The organism is Chitinophaga dinghuensis, assembly GCF_003259435.1.
In the GTDB taxonomy this organism is placed as follows: Bacteria; Bacteroidota; Bacteroidia; order Chitinophagales; family Chitinophagaceae; genus Chitinophaga; species Chitinophaga dinghuensis.
The window spans coordinates 208,897-233,400 of record NZ_QLMA01000010.1 but is presented as its reverse complement, the minus strand read 5'-3'; the positions used below and the strand labels follow the sequence as shown (position 1 = coordinate 233,400).

The 24,504-nt window shown below is 45.7% G+C and carries 12 protein-coding genes; 4 read left to right on the top strand and 8 right to left on the bottom strand.

Translation table 11 applies throughout. The features are described 5' to 3' along the window. Positions 1–51 precede the first annotated feature (51 nt). Together CLV59_RS26110 and CLV59_RS26105 are read right to left on the bottom strand one after the other, a co-directional pair. On the bottom strand, positions 52–5,631 hold the full coding sequence (locus CLV59_RS26110; protein ID WP_111595052.1) for an alpha-2-macroglobulin family protein: 5,580 nt from the start codon (positions 5,629–5,631) through the stop codon (positions 52–54). 47 nt (positions 5,632–5,678) lie between these two features. Next, on the bottom strand, positions 5,679–7,169 hold the full coding sequence (locus CLV59_RS26105) for an ATP-binding cassette domain-containing protein (protein WP_111595051.1): 1,491 nt from the start codon (positions 7,167–7,169) through the stop codon (positions 5,679–5,681). 107 nt (positions 7,170–7,276) lie between these two features. On the opposite strand from CLV59_RS26105, the gene CLV59_RS26100 reads away from it, so the two are divergent. Then, positions 7,277–7,717: a GNAT family N-acetyltransferase gene (locus CLV59_RS26100; RefSeq protein WP_111595050.1), complete on the top strand. Its 441-nt coding sequence runs from the start codon at positions 7,277–7,279 to the stop codon at positions 7,715–7,717. Between the two features lie 181 nt (positions 7,718–7,898). Here CLV59_RS26100 and CLV59_RS26095 read toward each other — a convergent pair whose 3' ends face one another. The 5 genes from CLV59_RS26095 to CLV59_RS26075 all read right to left on the bottom strand — a co-directional run bounded on the left by CLV59_RS26095 (position 7,899) and on the right by CLV59_RS26075 (position 14,889). After that, positions 7,899–8,693 (bottom strand): DUF6048 family protein, encoded by a 795-nt coding sequence (locus CLV59_RS26095; protein ID WP_111595049.1) that lies wholly within the window; start codon positions 8,691–8,693, stop codon positions 7,899–7,901. Continuing rightward, positions 8,656–9,132, bottom strand: a complete 477-nt coding sequence (locus CLV59_RS26090) for a DUF6452 family protein (protein WP_111595048.1) — start codon at positions 9,130–9,132, stop codon at positions 8,656–8,658. Before CLV59_RS26090 ends, CLV59_RS26095 begins: the two co-directional genes overlap by 38 nt. A gap of 24 nt (positions 9,133–9,156) precedes the next feature. After that, a complete protein-coding gene (gene uvrA / locus CLV59_RS26085) occupies positions 9,157–12,036 on the bottom strand; it encodes an excinuclease ABC subunit UvrA (RefSeq protein WP_111595047.1) in 2,880 nt (959 codons plus the stop codon). A 330-nt stretch (positions 12,037–12,366) separates the two neighbouring features. Further along, on the bottom strand, positions 12,367–13,629 hold the full coding sequence (fabF, locus tag CLV59_RS26080; protein WP_111595046.1) for a beta-ketoacyl-ACP synthase II: 1,263 nt from the start codon (positions 13,627–13,629) through the stop codon (positions 12,367–12,369). Between the two features lie 189 nt (positions 13,630–13,818). Beyond that, the gene (locus CLV59_RS26075) at positions 13,819–14,889 is read right to left on the bottom strand and encodes a fatty acid desaturase family protein (RefSeq protein ID WP_111595045.1); all 1,071 of its coding nucleotides are present in this window, start codon (positions 14,887–14,889) and stop codon (positions 13,819–13,821) included. A gap of 237 nt (positions 14,890–15,126) precedes the next feature. Here CLV59_RS26075 and CLV59_RS26070 point away from each other — a divergent pair, with 237 nt between their 5' ends. The 3 genes from CLV59_RS26070 (at position 15,127) to CLV59_RS26060 (ending at position 20,981) form a co-directional block, all read left to right on the top strand. After that, positions 15,127–16,143, top strand: coding sequence for a LacI family DNA-binding transcriptional regulator (locus CLV59_RS26070; protein ID WP_111595044.1), 1,017 nt, complete (start codon positions 15,127–15,129; stop codon positions 16,141–16,143). Positions 16,144–16,312: 169 nt separating this feature from the next. After that, on the top strand, positions 16,313–18,601 hold the full coding sequence (locus CLV59_RS26065) for a GH92 family glycosyl hydrolase (RefSeq protein ID WP_111595043.1): 2,289 nt from the start codon (positions 16,313–16,315) through the stop codon (positions 18,599–18,601). A gap of 88 nt (positions 18,602–18,689) precedes the next feature. After that, a complete protein-coding gene (locus tag CLV59_RS26060; protein WP_111595042.1) occupies positions 18,690–20,981 on the top strand; it encodes a GH92 family glycosyl hydrolase in 2,292 nt (763 codons plus the stop codon). 102 nt (positions 20,982–21,083) lie between these two features. On the opposite strand, the gene CLV59_RS26055 is transcribed toward CLV59_RS26060, so the two are convergent. Beyond that, on the bottom strand, positions 21,084–24,488 hold the full coding sequence (locus tag CLV59_RS26055) for a ThuA domain-containing protein (protein WP_111595041.1): 3,405 nt from the start codon (positions 24,486–24,488) through the stop codon (positions 21,084–21,086). Positions 24,489–24,504: the final 16 nt, after the last annotated feature.

Genomic DNA, 24,504 nt, shown 5'->3' with positions numbered 1-24,504 from the left:
AAAGGCTGTGTCATCGACACAGCCTTTGTTGTTTATAACTTGTTGTTTCTTTTATTTCTTCACCTCTACCCATTTACCTGGTGCAAAAGCATGGATGGTATTATCATACATAGCTTCGCAAGAAGTAGCTGGCAGATAGTATTTACCCAGATACGCTGCATTCAGTAATACATTGTATGTGCGGGATTTATTCTCTTCAATATTGAAGTAAGTATAAACCCTGTCATCACGTATATCCATATACGTAGCCGGAGAAGAACGATTTGCACTATCATTACCCATGAGACGGGTATTCAGAATTTCCCATCCTGACGGGAAGATCTGAGACAGCGCCATTTGCTCATAATAGCCACGTTTACCTGGATTAGTAATTGTAACTGATGCTACAAAATCAGATCCTTGCGTCAACGTAGTTGGATCGATTGGATGCCCATCGCGTGACAGGTATCTCACCGTCATATTCAATATGTCCGGACTATTGGTAGCAATCGGTTCTTTACCGGATTCTGGTTGTCCGCGAAGAATCACACGTACGTAGAGTAAATTGCTTCCGTTGTTATTGATGGAAATATTACCTGCATTGTTTGCTGACAGCGGAATCTGCGAAACGAATGAATTACTGTTCACGGTACCTTTTGCACCATTGATAGTATACGAGAAATTCATTTTGTTAGAACCCTTATTGGTACCACAATACTTAGCAATGGCGATGAGCGCATATGCAGTGGTTTGAGTGCTGTACCACATATTATCCTGCGCCAGGTTAGAGGCGATTTCTCTTGTCAGAGAGGAAGCGCGACTATTCTGACCAAGTATGGCTTCAGTTTCCAGGATCATGGCTTTATCGCGCAGATCAGATCCGAAAGTACCACCTAACTGGTTATAGGCTTTCACCTCTGTACCCAGACCTGCTACCAGACTGTTTGCCACTTCAGGTTGACCGGCCAGTTTATAGGCTGCTGCCAGTCTCCATTTAGCGGGAACAGAGATGTATTTGAATTCTTTCAATCTGTTCATCGCGCCCAGTTCTGGTACTTTTGCCAGTGCCAGGAGATACAGTCTATATGCCTGTGTAAGATCGCCACCATAGAAATTGGTGGTGTTCGGCGCCCAGGTGTTGGCTTTGTTACGCTGGTATTTCTTCCATCCTTCTAAGAGTCCGGCAGGAATAGCATAGCCTCTGGTTTGCGCTTCTACGAGGAAGTGACCGCCATAGTTGGTTCCCCAATCATCCGCAGTGGTTCCTCCAGGCCAGTAGGCAAATCCTCCATCCGACGTCTGGAAGCTGCGTAATCTGGTGATACCAGCCTTCACATTTCTGTCGATTTCCGCTACCTGGCTTTCTTTAAGATCCATCAGCTGGTTGAGCACCAGTTGCGGGAATACGCCGGAAGTAGTTTGTTCTATACATCCATGTGGATAGCTAATCAGGAATTGTAAGCGTTTGCCCAGGTTAAGCGATGGAATCGTAGAAACTTCCAGTACGCCAGTATTGGTACCACTCATACCTACCGGCGCGTATGGCGCACTCCATGCCTTCGATGCTTCGAGCGTAGATTCGCTGACGTTAGTGATGAACGGATTAGGATTCCTTACCTCCAGTTCTACATTATCTTCGGCAGACTCGCGGCCGCTGCTGGCGGTTACCTTCAGCTTAGCAACGCCTATCTGTGGATTTACTTTTACATCAAAGTATACCATTTGCTCTCCTGGCATCGGGAAGTTGACCGTTTTGGTACGTTCGCCTACTACTTCCAGCAATCCATTAGTGGAGAGTGTAACAGTAGCGCTTTTAACGGTTGGCTCCAGGCCAAAGACAGTTACTGGTAACTGCATGGTTTCAGTTGGGCCCAGTACTCTTGGTGCAGATGTCAGTACCATCAGTGGTTTTTTCACTGATACCGCTTTTTCTGCCTGGCCATAAGCGCCATCCTGACCCGCTACTACCATGGCTTTCACTGAACCGATGTACGGTGGCAGTTTAAAGTTATGGGTCTGTTTCTGACCTGATTTCAGGTAGAATGGTCCCATGAATTTAACTACAGGTTTGAAACGATTTGCTTTTGCCGCGCCGGCGTTTCTATTCAGCCCTTCATCCCCACCAATGCTGAGAATACGGTCCATATCTACGCCCCATGCACCGATCACATAATCAAACAGATCCCAGGTTCTTACGCCGAGCGCTTCTCTTGCATAGAAAGAGCTGTGTGGATCAGGCGTTTTGAATCTTGTCAGATCCAATAAACCTTCGTCTACAATGGCGATGGTATACGTCATTGCTTTTCCGCTGGCTTCACTTACGGTAATGCTGGCATCTGCTTCTGGTTTCAGCTTGTCAGGCATATTGATAACCGGCTTCAGAATGGTTTCCGGATCTTCTACGAGGATCGGAATGGTACCATACATACGGATTGGCAGGTCATTTTTCGTTTGTGCATGGGGTTGCAGCATACTAACGTTCACGTATATATTGGGCGCCATGTTTTTGGTCGCCTTGAACTTGTAGACAGTTTGTCCTTTCTTGGTATCGATCCAGGTGGTTTGCAGCACCTTGCTACCGCTTTCAATGCTGACGAGTCCGCGGCCACCTTCACTACTAGGAATGGTGAGGGTAATTTCCTCTCCTGTTTTATAAGTGGTTTTATCGGATGTAAATACGAGCATGGCTGCTTCGGCAGGGTTTTCTTTCTGCACGCGTTCTGCCCATCCCGGATAATCGATATATACGGATTTACCGGCAGTATGGCCACTTTCCAGGTCCTTCACGCGGATGAGGAAACGACCCCATTCCGGCGAATTGATACGCAGCGGCCATTTCCCTTTACCATTGCTAAGGGTAATGGTTTCTTTCTGCAGCAGTTGGTTGTAGCTGTCTTGTGTAAAGTTGGAATATGAATCTTCATCACTTCCATCCCACCACCATCTCCAGCGGATTTTATAGAGCTCTACCTGTACTTGTTTGCTACCGGAAGTCAGTCTACCCTGATCATCCACATCCACGATATCAATCATATGCGCCTGGTCGGTGAGTAACATACCTGTGGTACGATCGCCGGCAGGAATGCGCAGACCTGCATAAGTGGAATATGGATTGTATGGCAGGGAGAAATTATCAATACTGAAATCGCCGCCTGGTTCAAACACTTTCACTTCGAAGTTGGCTTTCAGTTGTCCTGGCGCCGGTTTACCCAGTTGGATATTGGCATTTACCGGAGCGGTACCATTATCATTCAGACTTCCTTCGAAGATGGTTTTATTTTCTGTTTCGAAGTGGGTTACCGGGTCATCGAAACTATAATCATTAAAGCCTTTAAAGCTTGTTTTTTGTTGAGTGAGAGACACGTCCACCTTGGCCTTCAGGTGTTGGGCAGTAGCGCCGAACAACCACATTGCCGACAATTCTCCGGTACTGGAGGCTTTGGTCAGCATATTGTTTTTGAAGTCCATTTTTATTTTCAGGCGGTTCGGCTTCACGGTTTCCACGCGTACATTCTTGGTGAAGGTGGCGCCGCCTACTTTTACTTTCGCTAACCAGCTACCAGTAATATCATCTGGTTGTGTAGCCGTAGCGAAGGAGTAGAAGCCATTCAGACTGGAGTTGGAATTGATGCGTTTATAGAGCTGTCCTTTAGGGTTATACAGCTCCATTGTCACCGGCATATCGGCAGGTAGTTTCTTGTCTTTATCTTCCAGGATGAAGGTCAGGTAGATACTATCTCCCGGGCGCCAAACACCGCGCTCACCATATAGGAAACCTTTAATACCTTGCTGTACTTCCTCGCCCTGCACATCAAATCTGCTGAGAGGAAGGGAGGAACCATCGTCCAGTTTGAGGTAGCCGCGTTCGGTGCCTTTTTTCGCTACCAGTAGGTATGGTTTACGTTTCAGGTCGAAAGTAGCGAGACCGTCGCCATCGCTCTTGGTTTTGAAGATCACCTGGTTCTGGTAGTCCAGCAGTTCCAGTTCTACGGCCATTAAAGGTTTGGTATCGCGTATATCTGTAACGGCAACGAGCATACTGTTATCGTTGCCGCGCTTGGCGGTCAGACCGATGTTGGAGGAAATTACGTTGCGGGATACCCATCTTTCTTTGTTATAATAAGACGGCGTACAAGGATCGTCGCGCTCATCCCATTTGAAGCCCATTGGGTAGTAGTAATCGTATCTCTGCCAGAAATCATCATCTTCATCCACCTTTTCGCCGTAATAGTCTGCGTCTTCATCGGAGAAATCAGGCGTACTGGCTGCGTTATCATCGCTTTCTCCAGATTTAGCTGCGCAGGAAGCGAGGGCATAAGATCTGCGGAAGCCAATGGTAATACGATAAATAGCTCCGGGCTCTGAACGAATCAGTTGATCCAGGTCCAGGAAGAATCGGTTTTTCTTATGCAGGTTCAATGATTTATCATTATCCAGTCGGATCGTTTTCACTACCACCGGACGGCCTACACGACGCAGTTCCGTAGAACCGTTCAGGTCGTTGCGCTGAAGATATTGCGGGATATTATTCTCGAAAATTTTGATGATGGAGACATCCACCGCATTCAGGTTGACGGCTTCAAAAGGCATCACCATTTTGTTACTTTCCGGCAGAATTACGCCCTTTCCGGGGATTTCCACGGAAGGCATGGTATTCTCGAAGTTAACATTGGAGGTATATGATTTACCGAGTTTTTTATCTGTGATGTTGAGAATACCCTCGTTGATGACAACAGAGTAATTCCCTTCGAGTCGATTAGGCGCATATACGCGTACTTCGCTACCATCAATGCTGTAGCGCAGATCGCTCTGTCCGCTGATAGAGATCAGTCCTTCCAGTGACTGGGCCATGCTGATAGGATCAGAGAACTGAATCAGCAGGTGTTGTTCCGGATCGGACATGGCTTTTACATCCAGTACTTTAAAATCTCCGATAGCAGGAACATCTACGGTTTGTTTACCATCATTGCTGATCTTCAGCGGAGCGCCTGACCAGGTGATGTCCATGGTGCTGGCATTCTGCTGTTGAACGATACCGCTGATGGTAAATTTAGAGGTATGTTCTGCTGCGTTATGTTCCCATTTAATGGGAAGGGATTTTCCGAGATAGTTAGCAGTCAGAATTTTCTCTATGACCTGCGGTTGTTCAGCATCGGCGGTAGTGATAGTGCCGGAGAACGTCATTCGGTCCAGAGAGGTGTTGTTTTCCGATTTTAATCCTCCCAGATCTACGCTGAAAGAAGGGTCCATTACTTTGAAATCAAAATCAAAAGATTTGAGATCTGAAGGAACATTCATGACCTTACCCAGGCTGAATTTCGCGCTGTACTTTTTACCAGGTTGAAGGTTTTCATCGGGTCTGAATTCGATGGTGGTAGCATCGATCCAGTAGGTTTTTCCTTTAATGGAAGGAGAAAAATCGAATACCTGTTTGTCTACAGGTTCATTCTCAGTGTGTGTAACATTAGCTTGCCCGGCAAGGTGTACCCGGATAGCGCTTTGTTTGGAAATAATACCGGCAGTATATGCTTCGATATACTTAGCATAAGCCGTATTGGGTTCCTTTTTAGTTGTCCGACAACCGTCGAACAAACAAACAGCAGCTACACAAAATAAGGATGCCAGAATAGCAAAACGTAGTTTTGGGAACATCACGAATTTATTATGGTGATTAACTATAGTTGGTGCGAATATACATATTATATCATGTGGCCCCTTTCCAGGCGCAGGAATTTGTTGACGCAGGCAGGTAATTCCTCTTCATAGTGGGTAACATACACCAGGGTAACAGGCATATGTTCGCAGAGTTGTTCGATTACCTGCTTGAAATGGTCCTTTTGTTGTTGGTCCAGTCCCTGGCAAGGTTCATCAAAGATGAGAAGGGGCGGATTTTTAACCAGTGCGCGTGCCAGCAAAACCAGTCGCTGCGTGCTTTCTGGCATTTGTTTGAACGGAACAGTTGCTGCATGGCTGATTTCCAGTACTTCCATCCATCCGGCGGCGATACTTTTCTGGGCTTCGGTGGCCGGTTTTGTACTGCCAATGATATCAGAGAACCCGGAGCAGATCACTTGCATACAGTTATCTCTGGCTGTGAAATATTGATGAAGTTCCGGAGAAATGAAGCCTATTCTTTTCTTGATGTCCCATATGCTCTCTCCTGAGCCTCGTCTGCGGTCAAAAAGCCATAGTTTATTGGCATAGGCTTGTGGGTTATCGCCATTTACAAGACTCAGTAAAGTGGATTTTCCTGCGCCGTTATGCCCCAGCAATGCCCATTTTTCGTGCTGCCGAACAGTCCAGTTGATGTCATCCAGAATCATTGTTTCGCCATATTTCACCCGGATATTTTCCATACGGATAATATGCTCGAAGGAGGCCTGGTTGGTATGTTGAACCAGCTGCGCGATGACATCCGCTTTCAATGCCGGGAGTTGCGCCTGGCGTTGTGGAGCGACTTCCATCTCCATAAACTTTTCTCGTGTATACTTACCCGTTATAGTGCCATTTTCCAGCGTAAGGACATGCGTAATATGTTCTGGTATTTCCTGTGGTGAGGTAGACAACAGTACTGTGGTGCCGCCGGCTATTATTTCATTGACCATATTGCTGAAATCCTTTCTGGTCTGAACATCCAGGCCGATGTAGGGATTGTCGAGCATCAGTAGCTGAGGCTTTTTCAGCAGGGCATGTGCAATCATCACCCGGCGTGTTTCTCCGTTGGAAAGCTTGAGTAATCGTTTATCCAGGAGCGCATGGATTTTCAGTGGCGCCAGTAATGCCGGCACTTCAGTAATATCCAGATGTTCCCTTACGGTGGCGGAGTTTTCGGAATCCATACTGTTAAACCGTTGCTGGTAGTAGAAGTCCGTGGTGGTATTGGAATTATTCTTAAAGGTATGGTGATGGCCTACATAGGCAATCAGGTTACGATAATTGAAGTAAGGATCGGTAACGGTGTGTTTTTGTCGCCATTCCTCATAAAAGTGATAATGAATGCTACCATTGATAATATTGAACTTACCAAGGATTGTATTCAGTAGGGCTGTTTTTCCGGAGCCTCCGGGGCCTGTAATGGCCCATTGTTCATTGGGTTGGATATCCCAGGAGATGTTGGAAAAGAGGGTTTTATCAAGATATCTTACCGTGATGTGTTCCAATGAGAGGAACGGGTTAATGCTGGTTCCCATGTTGTGCTTTGATTTAAATGTTCATCCGGGGGATAAAAATAACAGGATTATTCAAAGCTTCCTGTATTTTTATGCGAACAGCATAAATGCTTTAAAAATAACAGACTATGCGTTGGGAGATAAAAAAGTTTAGCGATTTGACTATCACAGAACTCTATGCCCTGCTGCATTTGCGCAGTGAGGTATTTGTAGTGGAGCAGAATTGTCCGTACCTGGATATGGATTTTGCGGACCAGAAGGCCCTGCATCTCATGGGATATGATGCGAATAACCAGTTGGCGGCTTATACGCGACTTTTTGATAAAGGAATCAAGTTTGCGGAAGCTAGTATAGGAAGAGTGGTGACTGCGCCATTTGCCCGTGGGAAGGGCGCTGGCAGGGAATTGATGGAAGAGTCGCTGCGCCAGTTGTATCAGCAGTTTGGCGAACAGCCGGTTCGTATTGGGGCTCAGCAATACCTGGAGCAATTTTATGGGTCGCTGGGGTTCAAAACGGTTAGCGATACTTATATGGAAGATGGCATTCCGCATGTGGAAATGCTGAAGTAGTTTTTTCTCGCGGAGCGGATTTTTTCTCGCAAAGCAGCATAAGCAAGAAAGCAGCAAAGGATTATATTTTGTTATTTCAACATCATATAATCCTTTGCTGCTTTTTTAAACAAAACTCTTTGCTGCTTTGCCTCTTTGCGCCTTTGCGAGAAAAAAATCCGCTTTGGTCACCGCAAGAAATTTATTTTTTAGGCATCTTTTTCGGTGCTGGCGGGTGATAATGTTCTCTGATTTTGTAGAAAGGTATCACGTAAGAAATCGTGTACTGCATATCGAAAACGGCCCGTTTGCTGCCACTTCCGAAACCGGGAATGGTCAGAGGTGTAAATTCATTCGTTTTTACTGTATTCAGCAAAATTCTTTCTCTCACATTCCATCCCAGGAAAAGATTCTTCAACACTTCGGTTTTGAGTCCCAGTACCAGTTCTATCCAATGTGCATTGGCATTGGTTTTAGGGAAGCTTCCGGTTACCTGGCCGCCCCAATAGGGCGCATGTTGGGTATAGGAAGGCACTTCATAATTGAAGTGGGAGAATCCGTAGCGAAGTCCGCCAAAGAACATATTTCTTTCGGTAGGATATTGTCTTTTCAGGAAGTTATAATCTATACCCAGGGTGGCAAACATACCGTTTCCTTTGTAGGTATAATTGGAATCTGAGTGAGGCGTATTCGTATATCCCAGTTCAATAGCGGCGAACAGTCGTGGGCTGATTCTGGCATCTGCCACCACGGTGTATTCCTGACGATAAGGATAGTACGCATTATTAATGAAGCGGCTCAAGTCCACTCCTAGTCGTAATCCGCCAGGGATCAGCCATGAGCTGTCTTTCTGCTCAGGGAGGATTTTCCCTTTGGTGATGACATGCGAAGTATCTGCTGGTTTGGCAGTAGGCGTTGCTGGCTTGTTTTGGGCCAACGCGGCAAAGCTGAACAGGCAGCTACTCGTTAAAATAGTAAATATAAAGGTGCGTGTCATTGCTATTGGTTACGGACTTAGTGATTATCTGGACGGAATCGATCATGTGAGAGGTAAACAGTACAGTATCCAGGATGAAAGTAGTTCCAAAGCCACATCCGGCGGAGATGAATTGTGGAGTACGTTGGTACCTGAACGTGATAGTATCTCCCTGGAGGAGAGAGTCTATTTTCACCAGGAACTGGCTACTGTCGGCTACTGGCGACAGTGGAAAATAGATGGTGCCTGTATTGGAATTCTTAAGCAGGGTATCGCGGTTCAGTGCCAGTGTGGTAACGGCTCTGAAGATGGTATCCCTGACAATTCCGGCACTGTCGTGTTTAAAACCTATATGCAGGTCGGCACGCAGCGTTTGGTCGCAGACTTTCGTTTCATTTTCGCAGGCGGCCATTCCCAGAAGGAATGCGCCTGCGATCAATAGTTTATAAATATTCTTCATGCTGAAATTTCCGTTGGCAATATATTAAATTCCCAGCTCCTTTTTCAGAAAACGCGCAGTATGGCTTTCTTTACAGGTAACTACTTGTTCAGGAGTACCGGTGCAGAGGATAGTACCGCCGCCGGCGCCACCTTCAGGGCCTAGGTCTACGATGTAATCGGCCATCTTGATAACATCCAGGTTATGTTCAATTACCAGGACGGTATTGCCACGGTCTACCAGTTTGTTCAGTACCTGCAGTAACAGTTGAATATCCTGGAAGTGCAGACCGGTAGTTGGTTCATCCAGGATATAGATGGTTTTACCAGTATCTTTTTTGGACAGCTCTGTAGCCAGCTTAACACGCTGTGCTTCTCCTCCGGAGAGGGTTACAGCCGACTGGCCCAGGGTAATATAGCCCAGACCTACATCCTGTAAGGTTTTGATCTTACGGTAGATCCATGGAACTGCCTGGAAGAATTCCACTGCTTCGTCTACCGTCATGTCCAGTACATCGGAGATCGATTTGCCTTTGTAGCGGATTTCGAGGGTTTCCCTGTTATAACGGCGACCGTTACACTTTTCGCAGTGTACGTATACGTCCGGGAGGAAGTTCATTTCGATGACACGCATGCCACCGCCTTCACAAACGTCACAGCGACCAGTTTTCACGTTGAAAGAGAAGCGGCCGGCATTGTACCCACGGATTTTGGCTTCCGGTACTTGTGCAAAGAGGGTACGAATATCCGTAAAGAATCCGCAATAGGTAGCAGGGTTACTTCGAGGCGTACGTCCGATGGGGGATTGATCAATTTCAATCACCTTATCAATATTTTCCAGCCCTTTTATGCTCTTGTATGGCATAGGTACGAGTTTGGAATCGTACGCATGTTTAGAGAGAATAGGGTATAATGTTTCATTGATCAGGGTGGATTTTCCGCTTCCTGAAACGCCTGTTACGCATATGAAAGTGCCCAATGGGAATTTCACGTTCACATTTTTCAGGTTGTTGCCGGTAACGCCTTTGAGTTCAAGACTGTTGCCGTTGCCTTTACGTCTTTCCGGAATAGGTGCAGAGGTCGACCCATTCAAATAGCCAGCAGTAGGCGTTTTCAGGCGAAGCATTTCTTTTGGAGTTCCGGAGGCTACTATTTGTCCGCCATGAACGCCAGCGCCAGGGCCAATATCTATCAGGTGATCCGCATGGAGCATGATATCCTTATCGTGTTCAACAACGATAACGGTATTGCCCATATCTTTCAGGTTGCGGAGGGCGTCGATCAGTTGCATGTTATCGCGTTGATGGAGGCCGATGCTGGGTTCATCCAGGATATAGGTGATCCCCATTAACTGAGAGCCTATCTGGGTAGCCAGGCGGATACGCTGAGATTCGCCACCACTGAGGGTGCGGGTAGCCCGATTCAGGGTCAGATAGCTTAAGCCTACGTTTAGCAGGAAGCCTAATCTTTCCCGGATTTCTTTCAGGATATCTTTGGCGATTACATTCTGTTTATTTTCCAGTCTGTCTTCGATATTGCTGAACCATTGCTGGAGTTTATCCAGGTCCATATTTCCCAGTTCGGAAATATTTTTCTCGTCTACTTTAAAGAACAGGCTTTCTTTTTTCAGTCGGGTACCATTACATTCCGGGCAGGTGCTCAATTGCATGAAACTTTCCGCCCAGGTACGTACGTGATCGGAGGAGGTATCTGCGAAATAGCGGCGTACTGTATTTACTACGCCTTCGAATTCTGTGGAGTATTTGCTGATATCGCCGCTGGGAGCTTCGATGTCCACATTTTGGTCCAGAGATCCGTTTTCATCGCCGAAGAGTAAAACGTTGAGCGCTTTTTTCGGGATATCGGAGATCGGCCCGGTGAGGGAGAATTTATATTTTTTCGCGAGTTGTTGTACCTGTTTAAAGGTAAAGGTATCGCGGGCTTCTCCCAGTGGTTTGAGGCCGCCCTCATTGAGGGATATGCTATAGTCGGGGATGACTTCATCCATATCGATCTGGTAGATGCTACCGAGACCTTTACAGCGTGGGCATGCGCCATAGGGAGAGTTGAAGGAGAATGTATTAGGGGATGGTTCCTCGTAAGAGAGGCCGGTGTCTTCACACATCAACTGTTTACTGAACTGGCTCACTTTTCCACTGTCGTGGTCCTGGATGAACAGCAGGCCTTTGCCCATGGTCAGCGCTTTTTGAACGCTTTGACTGATACGGGTACGCGCGTCTTCCTGGACCTGTATGCGGTCGATTACCAGTTCAATATCATGTATTTTATAACGGTCTACCTGCATCCGTTCTTTAAGATCGAGGATTTCTCCGTCTACGCGTACTTTGAGGTAGCCTTGTTTGCGTACCTGTTCAAAGAGTTCGCGGTAGTGACCTTTACGGCCGCGCACGAGGGGTGCGAGTATGACCAGTTTTTTCTTGTTGAAATTTTTGAAGAGATGTGCGATAATTTCTTCTTCAGAGAAGCGGGTCATCCGTTTGTTGGTATTGTAAGAATAGGCAATACCGACGCGGGCGAACAGCAATCGGAGGAAGTCGTAAATCTCGGTGATGGTACCTACGGTAGAACGTGGGTTTTTGTTGGTCGTTTTTTGTTCTATGGAGATCACGGGTGACAAGCCGGTGATTTTATCCACATTGGGTCTTTCCATGTCGCCGATGAACTGGCGTGCATATGCGGAAAAGCTCTCCATATAGCGGCGTTGGCCTTCTGCGTAGATGGTATCAAAGGCCAGTGAAGATTTTCCACTACCGCTGATACCGGTGATTACTACCAGTTTGTTTTTGGGCAACTGCAGGTCCAGATTTTTCAGATTATGTTCCCTTGCGCCGAAAACGGCGATATGGTCATCTGAAAGTATCTGAGGAGCCGGCGCGGCGGATACATTCTCTTTTTTCTTTGCCATAGTATATTGGGTGTTCACACAGTGCATTCTCCGCTTAGAATTATAGTTTCCAGGTTAGCAGCATCTTAAAGAAGCGGTGGAATGGTGAACGGAAATTAAGGTATAAAGTTACCTGATTTTTTCTATTCTTTTAATTAGTGTGGGTGTTGTTTTTCACCTGTCGCGAGTGTGTATTGGGGGATTGAAGTTTTCCCACGCCGTAGGCGTGGGAAAACTTCAATCCCCGTGATTCATCCAGCGCCGAAGGCGCTGGATGAATCACGGGGATAAGCGAAAAATAAAAAGGCAGGCCATCGAGGCCTGCCTTTTTGATTATGTTAAAGCGAAAAATTACGCTTTATATTTTTTGAAAACGCAAATGGCGTTGTGTCCACCGAATCCGAAGGTATTACTCATCGCAACATTCACTGTACGCTGTTGGGCTTTACCCAGTGTCAGGTTCAGGTTAGTTGGGATATTTTCACCGAGGGTGGTGGTATTGATGGTAGGAGGAACGATGTCTTCCTGGGTAGCTTTGATACAAGCGATTGCTTCGATTGCACCGGCAGCACCTAACAGGTGACCTGTCATGGATTTGGTAGCGCTGATGTTTACTTTTTCAACATGGTCGCCGAAGGCAGCCACGATGGCTTTCAGTTCGCTCACGTCTCCAACAGGAGTAGAGGTGGTGTGGGAGTTGATGTAATCTACGTCAGCGGTGGTGATTTCAGCATCTTCCAGGGCCTGTTCCATACCAAGTCTTGCGCCGAGTCCTTCCGGATGTGTAGCGGTCAGGTGGTATGCATCGCAGGTCATAGCGCCGCCGATCATTTCTCCGTAGATGGTAGCTCCTCTGGCGATAGCGTGTTCGTATTCTTCGAGGATAATAGCGCCGGCGCCTTCACCCATTACGAAACCATCGCGGTCAGCGTCGAAAGGACGGGAAGCAGTGGTAGGATCGTCGTTGCGGGTAGAGAGCGCTTTCAGTGCATTGAAGCCAGCAATACCAGCGCGGGTTACAGGAGCTTCAGAGCCACCAGCAACGATTACGTTGGCTTTACCCAGGCGGATATAGTTGAATGCATCCACCAGCGCACTGCTGGAAGAAGCACAAGCAGAAACTGTACAGAAGTTAATACCCATGAAACCGTATTTCATGGCGATCTGGCCGGCAGCGATGTCGGAAATCAGTTTCGGTATGAAGAATGGATTAAATTTAGGAACAAAGTTAGCCTGCGCAAATTCCACGATTTGCTCCTCGAACGTCAGCATACCACCGTTACCGGAAGCCCAGATAACACCTACTTTGGTTTTATCAACACCTTCTTTATCGAGGCCTGCATCTACAACAGCTTCCTGTGCAGCCGCCATAGCGTACTGAGTGAAGTTGTCCATTTTGCGGGCTTCTTTTTTATCCATATATTTTTCCACATCGAAGTTTTTCACTTCACAGGCAAATTTTGTTTTGAACTCTGTGGTGTCAAATTTCGTGATCGGTCCAGCGCCACTAACGCCAGCTTTCAAGTTGCTCCAAAAAGTATTTACATCATTCCCGATAGGTGTTAATGCTCCCAAGCCGGTGATCACAACCCTTTTCAGTGTAACAGTACGCATATTGTTGACTTTATATAAAAAAAGTTAGAGCGCAAATTTAGTACTTATTGTTATGAATAATCATAATCATTAAGATATTCTGTTATAATATCTGTTAAAATCCTCTAAATACAGCAGGGACGAAGGCTTTTAAACCTTCGTCCCTGACCAGTTAAGATGATATTTCTATAATATGATAAATAGACATTATTAGGCGGCGGCCAATGCAGGTTCCGCTACAGCCTTGATTTTGCGGGTGCGCTCCTTCAGGAAGTCCATGATTTCTTCATCTGATTTGAACTTCCCGCCAATATTCACAAAATGTTTTGCCAGCAAGTCGTAACGCTTGGACATCAGCCATAGCCACACATGGAGAAAATGAATACTATCAAAGACAATCGCGTCGTTATTGACATATTCTCCGAGGGTTTTACGGAAATATACCGGATGATCTGTCCAGTGCATATTGGGTTTGACGTGATGGCTAATGTGATAACCATCATTCCAGCATTTATGATTGTATTTGGTATTGATACAGGTGATACTGTTCTTATAGGAATTATCAGGATCTGCTGCGCAGATAAACGCATGCTGTGCCCAGTTGCCCACCATCATAATGATCCTGGAAATAATGAATGGTAATATAAATACGACGAATGTTGCCGGGAAATTGATAAAGGAAAGCCCTACGCAAGCGAGAATAAATAATAATTCTCCTCTAACGGAGCGTATCAGCAGCTGTTTACGCTTTTTTCTCACGAAATACAACGCAAGGTGATAGACGCCTGCAAAGAAGAAACTACCCAGGTATTGGAGAAAGCCCCTGAAAGAATCCCGTTGGTAGGACATAGTGGAACTTTCATCTTCCGGCATATTATTTTCCGGATGATGCATTCCAATATGGTGACTGTAATAGGTTTCCGGCGTTTGGCCAAAGAGCGGACCTATTACCCAGGGAAGATAATGATTGAGCAGTTGGTATTTTCTTACAAAGAAAGCACGGTGACTGGTACAATGCAGCATCAGGCCAAATGGACCTTTGAACACTACGTTATTCAGTATCTGATAAACGATAGCGGCTGTCCACCAAAGCCAGGAAACAGTTCCTGGTATATACATCAGTATGGCCAGTGGCCATAAGGTAAAGGTGATCTTTAAAGTAAGATATACGAACGGCAGGTCGCGCTCGTCCTTAATCATACTTTTGAAAAACTTGTCGAATACTGATTCGGTAGCTGGCCTGGTAAATACCGGATCGGTAATGTTTGTGAGTTGCTTCATGTCGTTCCGTGTAAAGTTGGCTACAGTATTAACTGCTCCGTGATGGAAAAATTGAGGGATTTTAACTGCATAACGCAGAATCCCTTCAGATATTATTCTCGTTGCAAATTCTCCAGTGGAAGATAAGCAATTTAAAATGGTCTGCGACTATTTTTGTAATTTCCGCCCCCGGAAATCCAAGGTTAGGTGAATTTATGTATGACATCTATCCTTTAACTATCCAAAATACTCCCGAAAATGAAGAGATTGACGCTCAAAGATGTAGCCAAAATGGCTGGCGTAGCACCGAGTACGGTATCATTTGTGTTAAATGGTAAGGCCAAACAAATGCGTATCCGCGATGAGGTAGCACAGAAAATCATGGGTGTAGTGAATCAATCCGGTTACGAACCCCATCGTGTAGCGGTAAACTTACGTACCGGCCAGTCTAAAACGCTTGGCCTTATTGTGGAAAGCATCTCTGGCAGCTTCTTTGCCAGTCTGGCCCGCACTATTGAGATAGAAGCGGAACGGCTGGGCTATAATGTCGTGTATTGCAGTACGGAGAATAATGCAGAAAAAGGAGGCGAACTCATCCGTATGTTGGGCCGCCAGATGGTAGATGGATATCTGATTACTCCGGCTCCTGGCATGGAGAACGATATTCGCCGACTCGTACAGATGCATAAGCCTGTAGTACTCATGGATAGCTATTTCCCAGGTATCAAGGCGCCCTATGTGCTGATTGATAATTTTCATGGGGTACAACTGGGCATGGATCATCTCTTTGAAAAAGGATATAAGAAAATAGGATATGTGAGTGTGGATATCTCTCTGGTGCAGCTGAGTGAACGCCAGCGCAGCTATGTACAAGCGCTGCGCAAAAAAGAAATCCCTTTCCGTAAGAAAAGGATGCTGGAACTAAGTTACCATGAGTCCAGAGAACAAAACCTCGCTGCCCTGGAGGCCTTTATCCGGGAAAACCGCGATCTGGACGCTATCTTCTTCGCCACCAACTACCTGGGCATCCTGGGCCTGGAAGCACTCAGTCGCCTGAAACTCAGTATGCCCAAACATATGGCCGTTATCTGTTTCGATGATCATGATATTTTCCGCCTCTACCCTCCCGGCATTACAGTGATCGAACAGCCCATAGCAGGTATCGCCAGCCAGGCTATCAGCCTGCTGATGAAGCAATTAGATAAGCAACAGGGCCCCCTGAAAGAATCCCAGGTCACTCTCCCCGGCAAACTGATTGTTCGCAGTTCCACCTAAGCCCATTACCGTTAAAAAAATTAAACAGATATTTGTCACAGGATCTGAAAAATTTTAATACTTTTAGTACATAACTTATGAGCGATAGTAAAGATTCAACCAAAGAATCTTTTTTTATTGACCTGTGCTAAATCGATTTTGTAAAGTTTTTCCATTTATATAGACAAGTATGAAAAAAGTTGGATTGCTAACAGCGGCTTTATTATTAATGTATGGAGTCAAGGGCCAGACAGTGGATAAAGTCACTGAACCGGTAGAATGGGTGAATACCTTGATGGGAACAGACTCCAAAGTGAGTCTTTCTAACGGTAACACCTACCCTGCGATTGCGCTTCCCTGGGGAATGAACTTCTGGATGCCACAAACAGGCACGATGGGCAATGGTTGGGCTTATCAATATACCGCAGATAAAATCAGAGGCTTCAAACAAACGCATCAGCCATCTCCCTGGATCAATGACTATGGCCAGTTTGCAATTATGCCTGTCACCAGTACGCTGAAATTTGATCAACACAAAAGAGCCAGCTGGTTTTCCCATAAATCTGAAATCGCCAAACCTTACTATTACAGCGTATACCTGGCAGATGCAGATGTAACCACTGAAATCACGCCTACAGAAAGAGCCGCCCAGCTGAGATTCACCTATCCTGCTACAGACAGCGCCTTCCTCGTCGTAGATGCCTTTGATAAAGGTTCCTATATCAAAATAATTCCTGAAGAAAAGAAAATCATCGGGTATACCACCAAGAACAGCGGTGGCGTTCCTGCTAATTTTAAGAACTATTTCATCATCACTTTCGATAAGCCATTCACCGTTACTAATACCTGGCACGATAGCGTGCTGGTAGCCGGCAAACTGGAAATGCAGGCGGATCACAGTGGCGCGATTGTAGGTTTTAAAACTGCTAAAGGTGAGAAAGTAACAGTGAAAACTGCATCTTCCTTTATCTCCTTTGAACAAGCAGCACTCAACCTGCAAAACGAAATTGGCAACGACAACTTCGATGTAACCCGCGATAAAGCAAAAGCCGAATGGAATAAGGAACTGGGCCGACTCGCAGTACAAGGCGGTTCTCCGGAACAAGTGCGTACTTTCTACTCTTCCCTGTACAGAGTATTGCTGTTCCCGCGCAAATTCTATGAGATCAACGCTAAAAAAGAAATTGTTCACTACAGTCCGTATAACGGTGAAGTACGCCCTGGCTACATGTTTACCGACAACGGATTCTGGGATACCTTCCGTGCAGTACACCCTTTCTTCACACTGATGTATCCTACTCTCAGCAGCCATATCATGGAAGGACTGGCCAATGCCTACAAAGAAAGTGGCTGGTTGCCTGAATGGGCAAGCCCTGGTCATCGCGATTGCATGATCGGTTCCAACTCCGCCTCCCTGATTGCAGACGCTTATATTAAAGGTATTCGTGGCTATGATATCAATACTTTATATCAAGCAATCCTGAAGAATACAGAAAATGAAGGCCCATTGGAATCTGTAGGTCGTAAAGGCGTGAAATATTACAATACGCTGGGGTATATTCCTTATGATGTAAATATCAATGAGAATACTGCACGTACATTAGAATATGCTTATGACGACTTCACCATTCTCCAGTTGGCGAAAGCGCTGAATCGTCCAAAGGCAGAACAGCAGCTGTTTACCAAGCGTTCACAGAATTTCCGTAACGTATTCGATCCGGAAACAAAACTGATGCGTGGTAAAAATAAAGATGGCAAATTCCAAACGCCTTTCAATCCGTTTAAATGGGGAGATGCTTTCACAGAAGGGAATTCCTGGCATTATACCTGGTCTGTATTCCACGACGTAAATTCCTTATCACAACTGATGGGAGGAAAAGATATGTTTGTGAAGATGTTAGACTCTGTGTTTACCATGCCTCCTACTTTCGACGAAAGCTACTACGGTACCGTTATCCATGAGATTCGCGAAATGCAAATCATGAATATGGGACAATATGCACATGGTAACCAGCCTATACAACATATGATCTATCTGTATAACTACGCTGGTCAACCATGGAAAACACAATACTGGATACGTCAGGTGATGGAACGTCTGTATAAACCTACTCCTGATGGCTATTGCGGAGATGAGGATAATGGCCAGACTTCCGCCTGGTACGTGTTCTCCGCTATGGGCTTCTATCCTGTTTGTCCGGGTACGCCACAATATGTGCTGGGTACTCCGCTCTTCTCCAAACTTACCATGACGCTCGAAGATGGTAAAGTAATGGAAATAGAAGCTCCCGGAAACAGCGATAAAAATCTTTACGTACAAAAAGCATCACTAAACGGTAACGACTATACGAAAAATTGGATCAGTCATGAAGACCTCCAAAAAGGTGGTAAGCTGATATTCAATATGGGTGCGGAACCTGCCAGAAATAAAGGCACGAATCCGGCAGACTATCCATATTCCTGGTCTACCGCGAAGTAAAAGATATGAAACGATTTCATTGTTCACTGTAACTATTTCATCCCGATTCTTCGGGATGTACTTTTTTAAATAACCTTAATTATCAACCATGAAGAAAATATTACTGCCACTACTGTTGGCTATAACCGGCGTGGCCACAGCGCAGGAAAATGTATTGCAATATGTAAAACCTATTACAGGCACTATGCGCATGGGCCACACCTATCCCGGCGCTACCGTTCCTTTTGGTGCAGTACAGTTAAGTCCGGAGACAGATACGATTCCATACGAAATGAACGGGAAATATAACCCGGATGTGTATAAGTATTGTGCCGGATATCAGTATGAAGACAAAACTATAGTTGGCTTCAGTCATACCCATTTTAGCGGAACCGGCCATGCTGATCTGGGAGATTTTCTCATCATGCCTACTACGGGCGAGTTGCAATTAAATCCTGGTACAGCAGAACATCCGGAAACCGGTTACAGGTCCGTATTTTCGCACAGTACTGAAGTTGCTGAACCCGGATATTATAAGGTGAAACTGGAAGATCATAATATCTTAGCAGAGATGACCGCCAGCAGCCGTGTGGGGTTTCATCAATATACCTTCTCTGGCAACGGTACCGCACATATCATCCTGGATATGATGTCCAATATTTACAATTATGAGAATAAAAATGTATGGACGTATATCCGTGTGGAAAACGATACGCTGGTAACAGGTTTCAGGCAAACTAACGGTTGGGCACGTACGCGAATAGAATATTTCGCAATGGTCTTTTCCAAGCCTATTCAGCATTATGGCCATCGCAATTATGCAAAAGATGTGTATAGAGGCTTCTGGCGGAAGTTTGACCAGTACCATGATTTTCCGGAGATGGCAGGCAAACAGATACGCGCTTATTTCGACTTCCAAACCACCCCTGGAGAAAAAATTCAGATTAAAATGGCCTTGTCTCCCGTAAGTACTGAAGGAGCACTCAAAAACTTACAGGCAGAAATTCCTGGATGGAACTTCGATCAGGTGAAACGAGATGCGCAGCAATTATGGACTAAAGAACTGAATAAAATTCATATTGAATCTGGTAGTCGCGAAGAAAAAGAAAACTTCTATACCGCCATGTACCATGCTTTTATCAATCCTACTACCTATATGGATGTGGACGGATCGTATCGTGGACTGGATATGAACATTCATAACACAAACGGATATACGAACTACACTACTTTCTCGCTGTGGGATACCTATCGTGCATTACATCCTTTCTTCAATGTGATTCAGCCAGGAAGGAATGCAGATATGATTCGTTCCATGATGGCGCATTATGAGCAAAGCGCGCAACATATGTTGCCCATCTGGTCGCACTATGCGAATGAGAACTGGTGTATGATTGGCTACCATAGCGTATCTGTGATTGCAGATGCTGTTATGAAAGGCAATGCGCCATTTGACGCGAACAAGGCGCTGGAAGCCTGTGTAACTACTGCCCGTCATCGAAATTATGATGGACTGGGCTATTACATCGATAAAGGATACATACCAGAAGATAAAGAAGGTTCTTCCGTTTCCAAAGTACTGGAATATGCGTACGACGATTGGTGTATTGCGCAGATGGCAAAGAAACTGGGTCGGAATGATATTTATGAAGAATTCATCAAACGCTCGCTCAACTATAAAAATGTATACGATAGCAAGACCGGGTTTATGCGTCCTCGCTTGAGCGACGGTAGCTTTAAACCGAATTTCGATCCATTACAAACGCACGACCAGGGCTTTATTGAAGGTAATGCCTGGAATTACAGTTTATATGTGCCGCAGTATCCGGCAGATATGATCGCGATGATGGGAGGAAAGAAGCAATTCGCACAACACCTGGATTCTTTGTTCACAATGGAGTTACCAGATAAATACTTCGCTGAAACAGAAGACATCACTCGCGATGGTATTATTGGTAATTATGTGCATGGTAATGAGCCTTCTCATCATGTGGTTTATCTGTATAATCATACCGGACAACCCTGGAAAACACAGGATAGAGTAAGGATGATTTTACGGAAGATGTATCATCCCGGACCTGATGGCCTTGGCGGTAATGATGATTGCGGACAGATGAGTGCCTGGTATATATTCTCTTCTCTAGGTTTTTATCCTATGTGTCCGGGTGCTGATCAGTATGAGCTGGGAAGTCCTGCCGTGGATAAGGCTACTTTACAATTGGAAAATGGAAAAACATTTGTGGTAGATGTGAAGAACCAATCTGATAAGAATGTCTATGTACAACAGGTATTGCTGAATGGTAAGCCATGGAAGCAGTTAACGATTAGTCATTCAGACATTATGAATGGAGGTACTATCACTTTTGTAATGGGAGCTAAACCTAAAGACTATACGAAGTGATAAAGTATCACTAAGATCGCCGTCACTACTGAGTGGAGACGAAACTAAAAACGGGATGCTTTTTAGCATCCCGTTTTTAGTTTCGTTATTTGTAATTATCTATTATGAACGAAGTGTAATGGACGTGATGCCCAGTGGCACTTGTTCTTTGGTGTCAGTCGGTTTAAAATGCAATCTCAGCGTATGTTTTTTACCATCTGTTACAGGGGTAATTTTGATACTGCTGTTGGCCGGGGCTTTCTCAGGAGCGCCAGGTCCGATTACGGTAGATCCCAGCGGATTGCCGTCCAGAGAGGCTTCTACCTGGAAGCCGGCTTGTACTGCTTTATTCACCATGTAAGTCAGGTCGATGGCTGTTACATCGGTGAGGTCCAGGCCTGCGTATTCTACGGAGCTAGGCGTTACGCCTGGGATCAGGAATTTCATGCCATTCATTTCGAATGCAGAAACTCCATCCGCTTTGCTATAGCTTGCAGCAGGGATGCGCGGGTTGTACAATGCCAGGGCAGCGGCGCCTGTCATAGGTTTAATGCCGGTGCTGCCTTTATCGGTATAGCTGGCGGTGAGATAAAGTACGCCATCGTCTTTTATTTGTCCTTTCAGTGCCGGATTAATATTACCGTTTGCTGCCAGTGAAGGTTCACGGGTAGTGGCTCCTCCGATGGAATAAATATATTCCACCAGTTGACGCGCCTCTGTCATAGAGAGCGTTGGGTGAGCCGCCATAGCGGTTTCTCCCCATACGCCACCACCGCCGTTGATGATTTTTTGCGCCAGTTTATCTGGTGCAGCAGGATCTGCTTTATACTTTTCTGCTACCTGCTTAAAGGATGGTCCGATAGACTTTTCATCCGTTTTATGGCAGGTTTTACAATCGGAAATTTCCATGATATTCTTACCGGCGATAGCGCCAGTAATGATTTGGTGGCCTTGAGGAGCCGCTGCTTTATCCCGGCCTTGTACGTAATCAGCCTTTACATACAGATTGCTAAGATCCAGTTTACCATCGGCAGAATTACCATCTTCATGGTCGCGAACATCTACGGAATAGCTAACCTCTTTTCCAGGGAAATAGAACATCTTGTTGCCTTTGACGCTGATATTTACCACTGGCGCTTCGTTACCTGCATAGACAGGAATTTGAATACTGCGCGTTTTCGCGCCTTTGTCGTCTATAACGTCAACGGATATACTATATTCACCAGGACTGGTAAATGTATAATCCACAGTAGGTTCTTTGGTTTCTTTCTTATTACCGTTACCGAAATACCAGAGATAGGTTAGTTTATCGCCGTCAGGATCTTTGCTGCCTTTGGCAGAGAGTTTCACTGTGAAAGGAAGGCCTCCGCTTAATTTATCTACTTCCAACGCAGCTACAGGAGCGCGGTTGCCGCCGTTAAAATCGATACGGGTTAATGCTGCATCAGCATTCTTACTGAACCAGCCATTACCGTATTCGAGTACATAAAGACGACCGTCTGGTCCCATTTCCATATCGATAGGCGCGTTCAGTTTAAGGTTAGGCATAAAGCGCTCCATTTTGGAATAGTTAGCATCTTTATCCATGGTAACAGCCATTATCCAGCCGCGCATCCAATCGTAGATAAAAAGTTTATCGTTGTAGTAATCAGGGAAACGTGTCTCTTTGGGATAATATTCGCTGTGGTATATTGGTCCTGCTTCCGCATTACGGCCACCGGCGCCTACCAGCGGGAATTCTGCTGATTTTCCATAAGGATACCAGATGAATGCAGGCACAGCGGGCGGCAGTTCTTTCAAGCCTGTATTATTGCGGGAATTGTTAATGGGGTGTTTCGGGTCGTAAAATGCCCCGCTTTTACCTGTTTCATAGTCATATTCCCGATAAGGCTTGTTATCGGCTATAAAGAGCGGATAACCATAATAGCCGGGCTTTTTCGCCTGGTTTACCTCATCGTAACCACGTGGGCCGCGGAGACTGTCGTCTTCATTTGCATCGGGGCCTACTTCGCCCCAATAGAGGTAGCCGGTTTTCTTATCAATGGAAATGCGATAAGGATTGCGGGTTCCCATCGCGTAGATTTCAGGTCTGGCGCCGGTTGTACCTTTTTTGAAAAGGTTTCCTTCCGGAATGGAGTAGCTACCATCAGCCTCTACTTTTATGCGCAGGATTTTACCACGGAGGTCGTTGGTATTGGAAGACGAGCGTCTGCCGTCGTACTGCAGATGGCCCGGACGATCATCGGTTGGGCCATATCCTTTGCTCGCATATTTTTGGCCTGGTTCATCAAATGGAGTGGTGTTATCGCCTGTGGAAAGATAAAGGAGATTATCTGGTCCAAATGCAATGGAACCGCCCGTATGGCAGCAAATGTCGCGCTGTGAATAGAATTGCAGGATCTGTTTTTCAGAGGCCATATCCAGTTTGTTGTTTTCAAACTTGAATCTGGACAGGCGATTGACAGAAGTGTCTGCCGGAGAATAGAAGATGTAGATGTAGTGATTGCTTCTATAATCAGGATCTGCGGCTAATCCGAGGACGCCTTCTTCTGCGTTTACATTTGGAACATTTGTTTTGTAGTAAACATTTAGGAATCCTACCTGAGAGATGGTTTTGTCTGCTTGTTTATACATCAGGAGTTCGCCTCTGCGTTGTGCCACGAGAATGTCGAGGTTGGGCAGGATGGTCATCTCTGTAGGTTCAAAGAATTGTCCTGCTGCCAATACATTCTTCGTGAATCTGTCTTCCTCCGGTACGCGTAAAGTGGTGGCTTTGCTATAGTCCAGTACCTGATTTTCTCCGATGGCATATTTAATACCGGCTCTCAATTGATGGAGGAAATTCTCCTCTTTGTAAGATTCCGGGGTATGGCCCATTCCGGTATAGAAAGCGCGTCCGCCATCGTATTCGTGATACCATGCGATAGGATGATTATTGTTCATTGTACCGCCTTTGTAGGTGGTTTCATCCAGGGAGATGAGCACTTTTACAGTGGTATCCAGTTTTTTGAAATTGTACCATTCATCTGTATGGGAGAAGGATGGCGGCAGTTTATATGGATCGAAGAACTGAGGTGTTTTTACGTCCAGTTTGGCATCATGAACGCCTTCCGGATGGTTGGCAAATTGTGCGCCTACCAGGTGATTGTACCAGCCCCAGTCGTACTCTGTATCAGTACCGGCATGAACGCCTACAAATCCGCCACCGGCCTGGATATATCGTTCGAAATCCGCTTCCTGGTAGTTGTCCAGTACATCGCCGGTTGTATTCAGGAATACTACCGCCGCGTATTGAGCGAGGGTGTCTTCATTGAATTTGGTGGCGTCTTCGGTAGTATCCACCTGGATGTTCAGGTCTTTAGCAAGGGTAGTCTGGAAAGCTTCAATGCCTGCAGGGATAGAGGCATGGCGGAATCCCATGGTTTTGGTGAATACCAGTATTTTAGGTTTGCCTTCCCGTTTTTTCGTACAGCCGGCAACGATAGTCACCACTACTATCAGCAGTAATAGTCTGTTAATAAGTTTCATTATATGGGGAATAAAG

What these genes read in the sequence shown, in the direction of transcription:
- uvrA (WP_111595047.1), bottom strand. Translation starts at nt 12,036, where the DNA reads ATGGCAAAGAAAAAAGAGAATGTATCCGCCGCGCCGGCTCCTCAGATA.
- CLV59_RS26100 (WP_111595050.1), top strand. Translation starts at nt 7,277, where the DNA reads ATGCGTTGGGAGATAAAAAAGTTTAGCGATTTGACTATCACAGAACTC.
- CLV59_RS26060 (WP_111595042.1), top strand. Translation starts at nt 18,690, where the DNA reads ATGAAGAAAATATTACTGCCACTACTGTTGGCTATAACCGGCGTGGCC.
- CLV59_RS26070 (WP_111595044.1), top strand. Translation starts at nt 15,127, where the DNA reads ATGAAGAGATTGACGCTCAAAGATGTAGCCAAAATGGCTGGCGTAGCA.
- CLV59_RS26110 (WP_111595052.1), bottom strand. Translation starts at nt 5,631, where the DNA reads ATGTTCCCAAAACTACGTTTTGCTATTCTGGCATCCTTATTTTGTGTA.
- CLV59_RS26065 (WP_111595043.1), top strand. Translation starts at nt 16,313, where the DNA reads ATGAAAAAAGTTGGATTGCTAACAGCGGCTTTATTATTAATGTATGGA.
- CLV59_RS26055 (WP_111595041.1), bottom strand. Translation starts at nt 24,488, where the DNA reads ATGAAACTTATTAACAGACTATTACTGCTGATAGTAGTGGTGACTATC.
- CLV59_RS26095 (WP_111595049.1), bottom strand. Translation starts at nt 8,693, where the DNA reads ATGACACGCACCTTTATATTTACTATTTTAACGAGTAGCTGCCTGTTC.
- CLV59_RS26105 (WP_111595051.1), bottom strand. Translation starts at nt 7,169, where the DNA reads ATGGGAACCAGCATTAACCCGTTCCTCTCATTGGAACACATCACGGTA.
- CLV59_RS26075 (WP_111595045.1), bottom strand. Translation starts at nt 14,889, where the DNA reads ATGAAGCAACTCACAAACATTACCGATCCGGTATTTACCAGGCCAGCT.
- fabF (WP_111595046.1), bottom strand. Translation starts at nt 13,629, where the DNA reads ATGCGTACTGTTACACTGAAAAGGGTTGTGATCACCGGCTTGGGAGCA.
- CLV59_RS26090 (WP_111595048.1), bottom strand. Translation starts at nt 9,132, where the DNA reads ATGAAGAATATTTATAAACTATTGATCGCAGGCGCATTCCTTCTGGGA.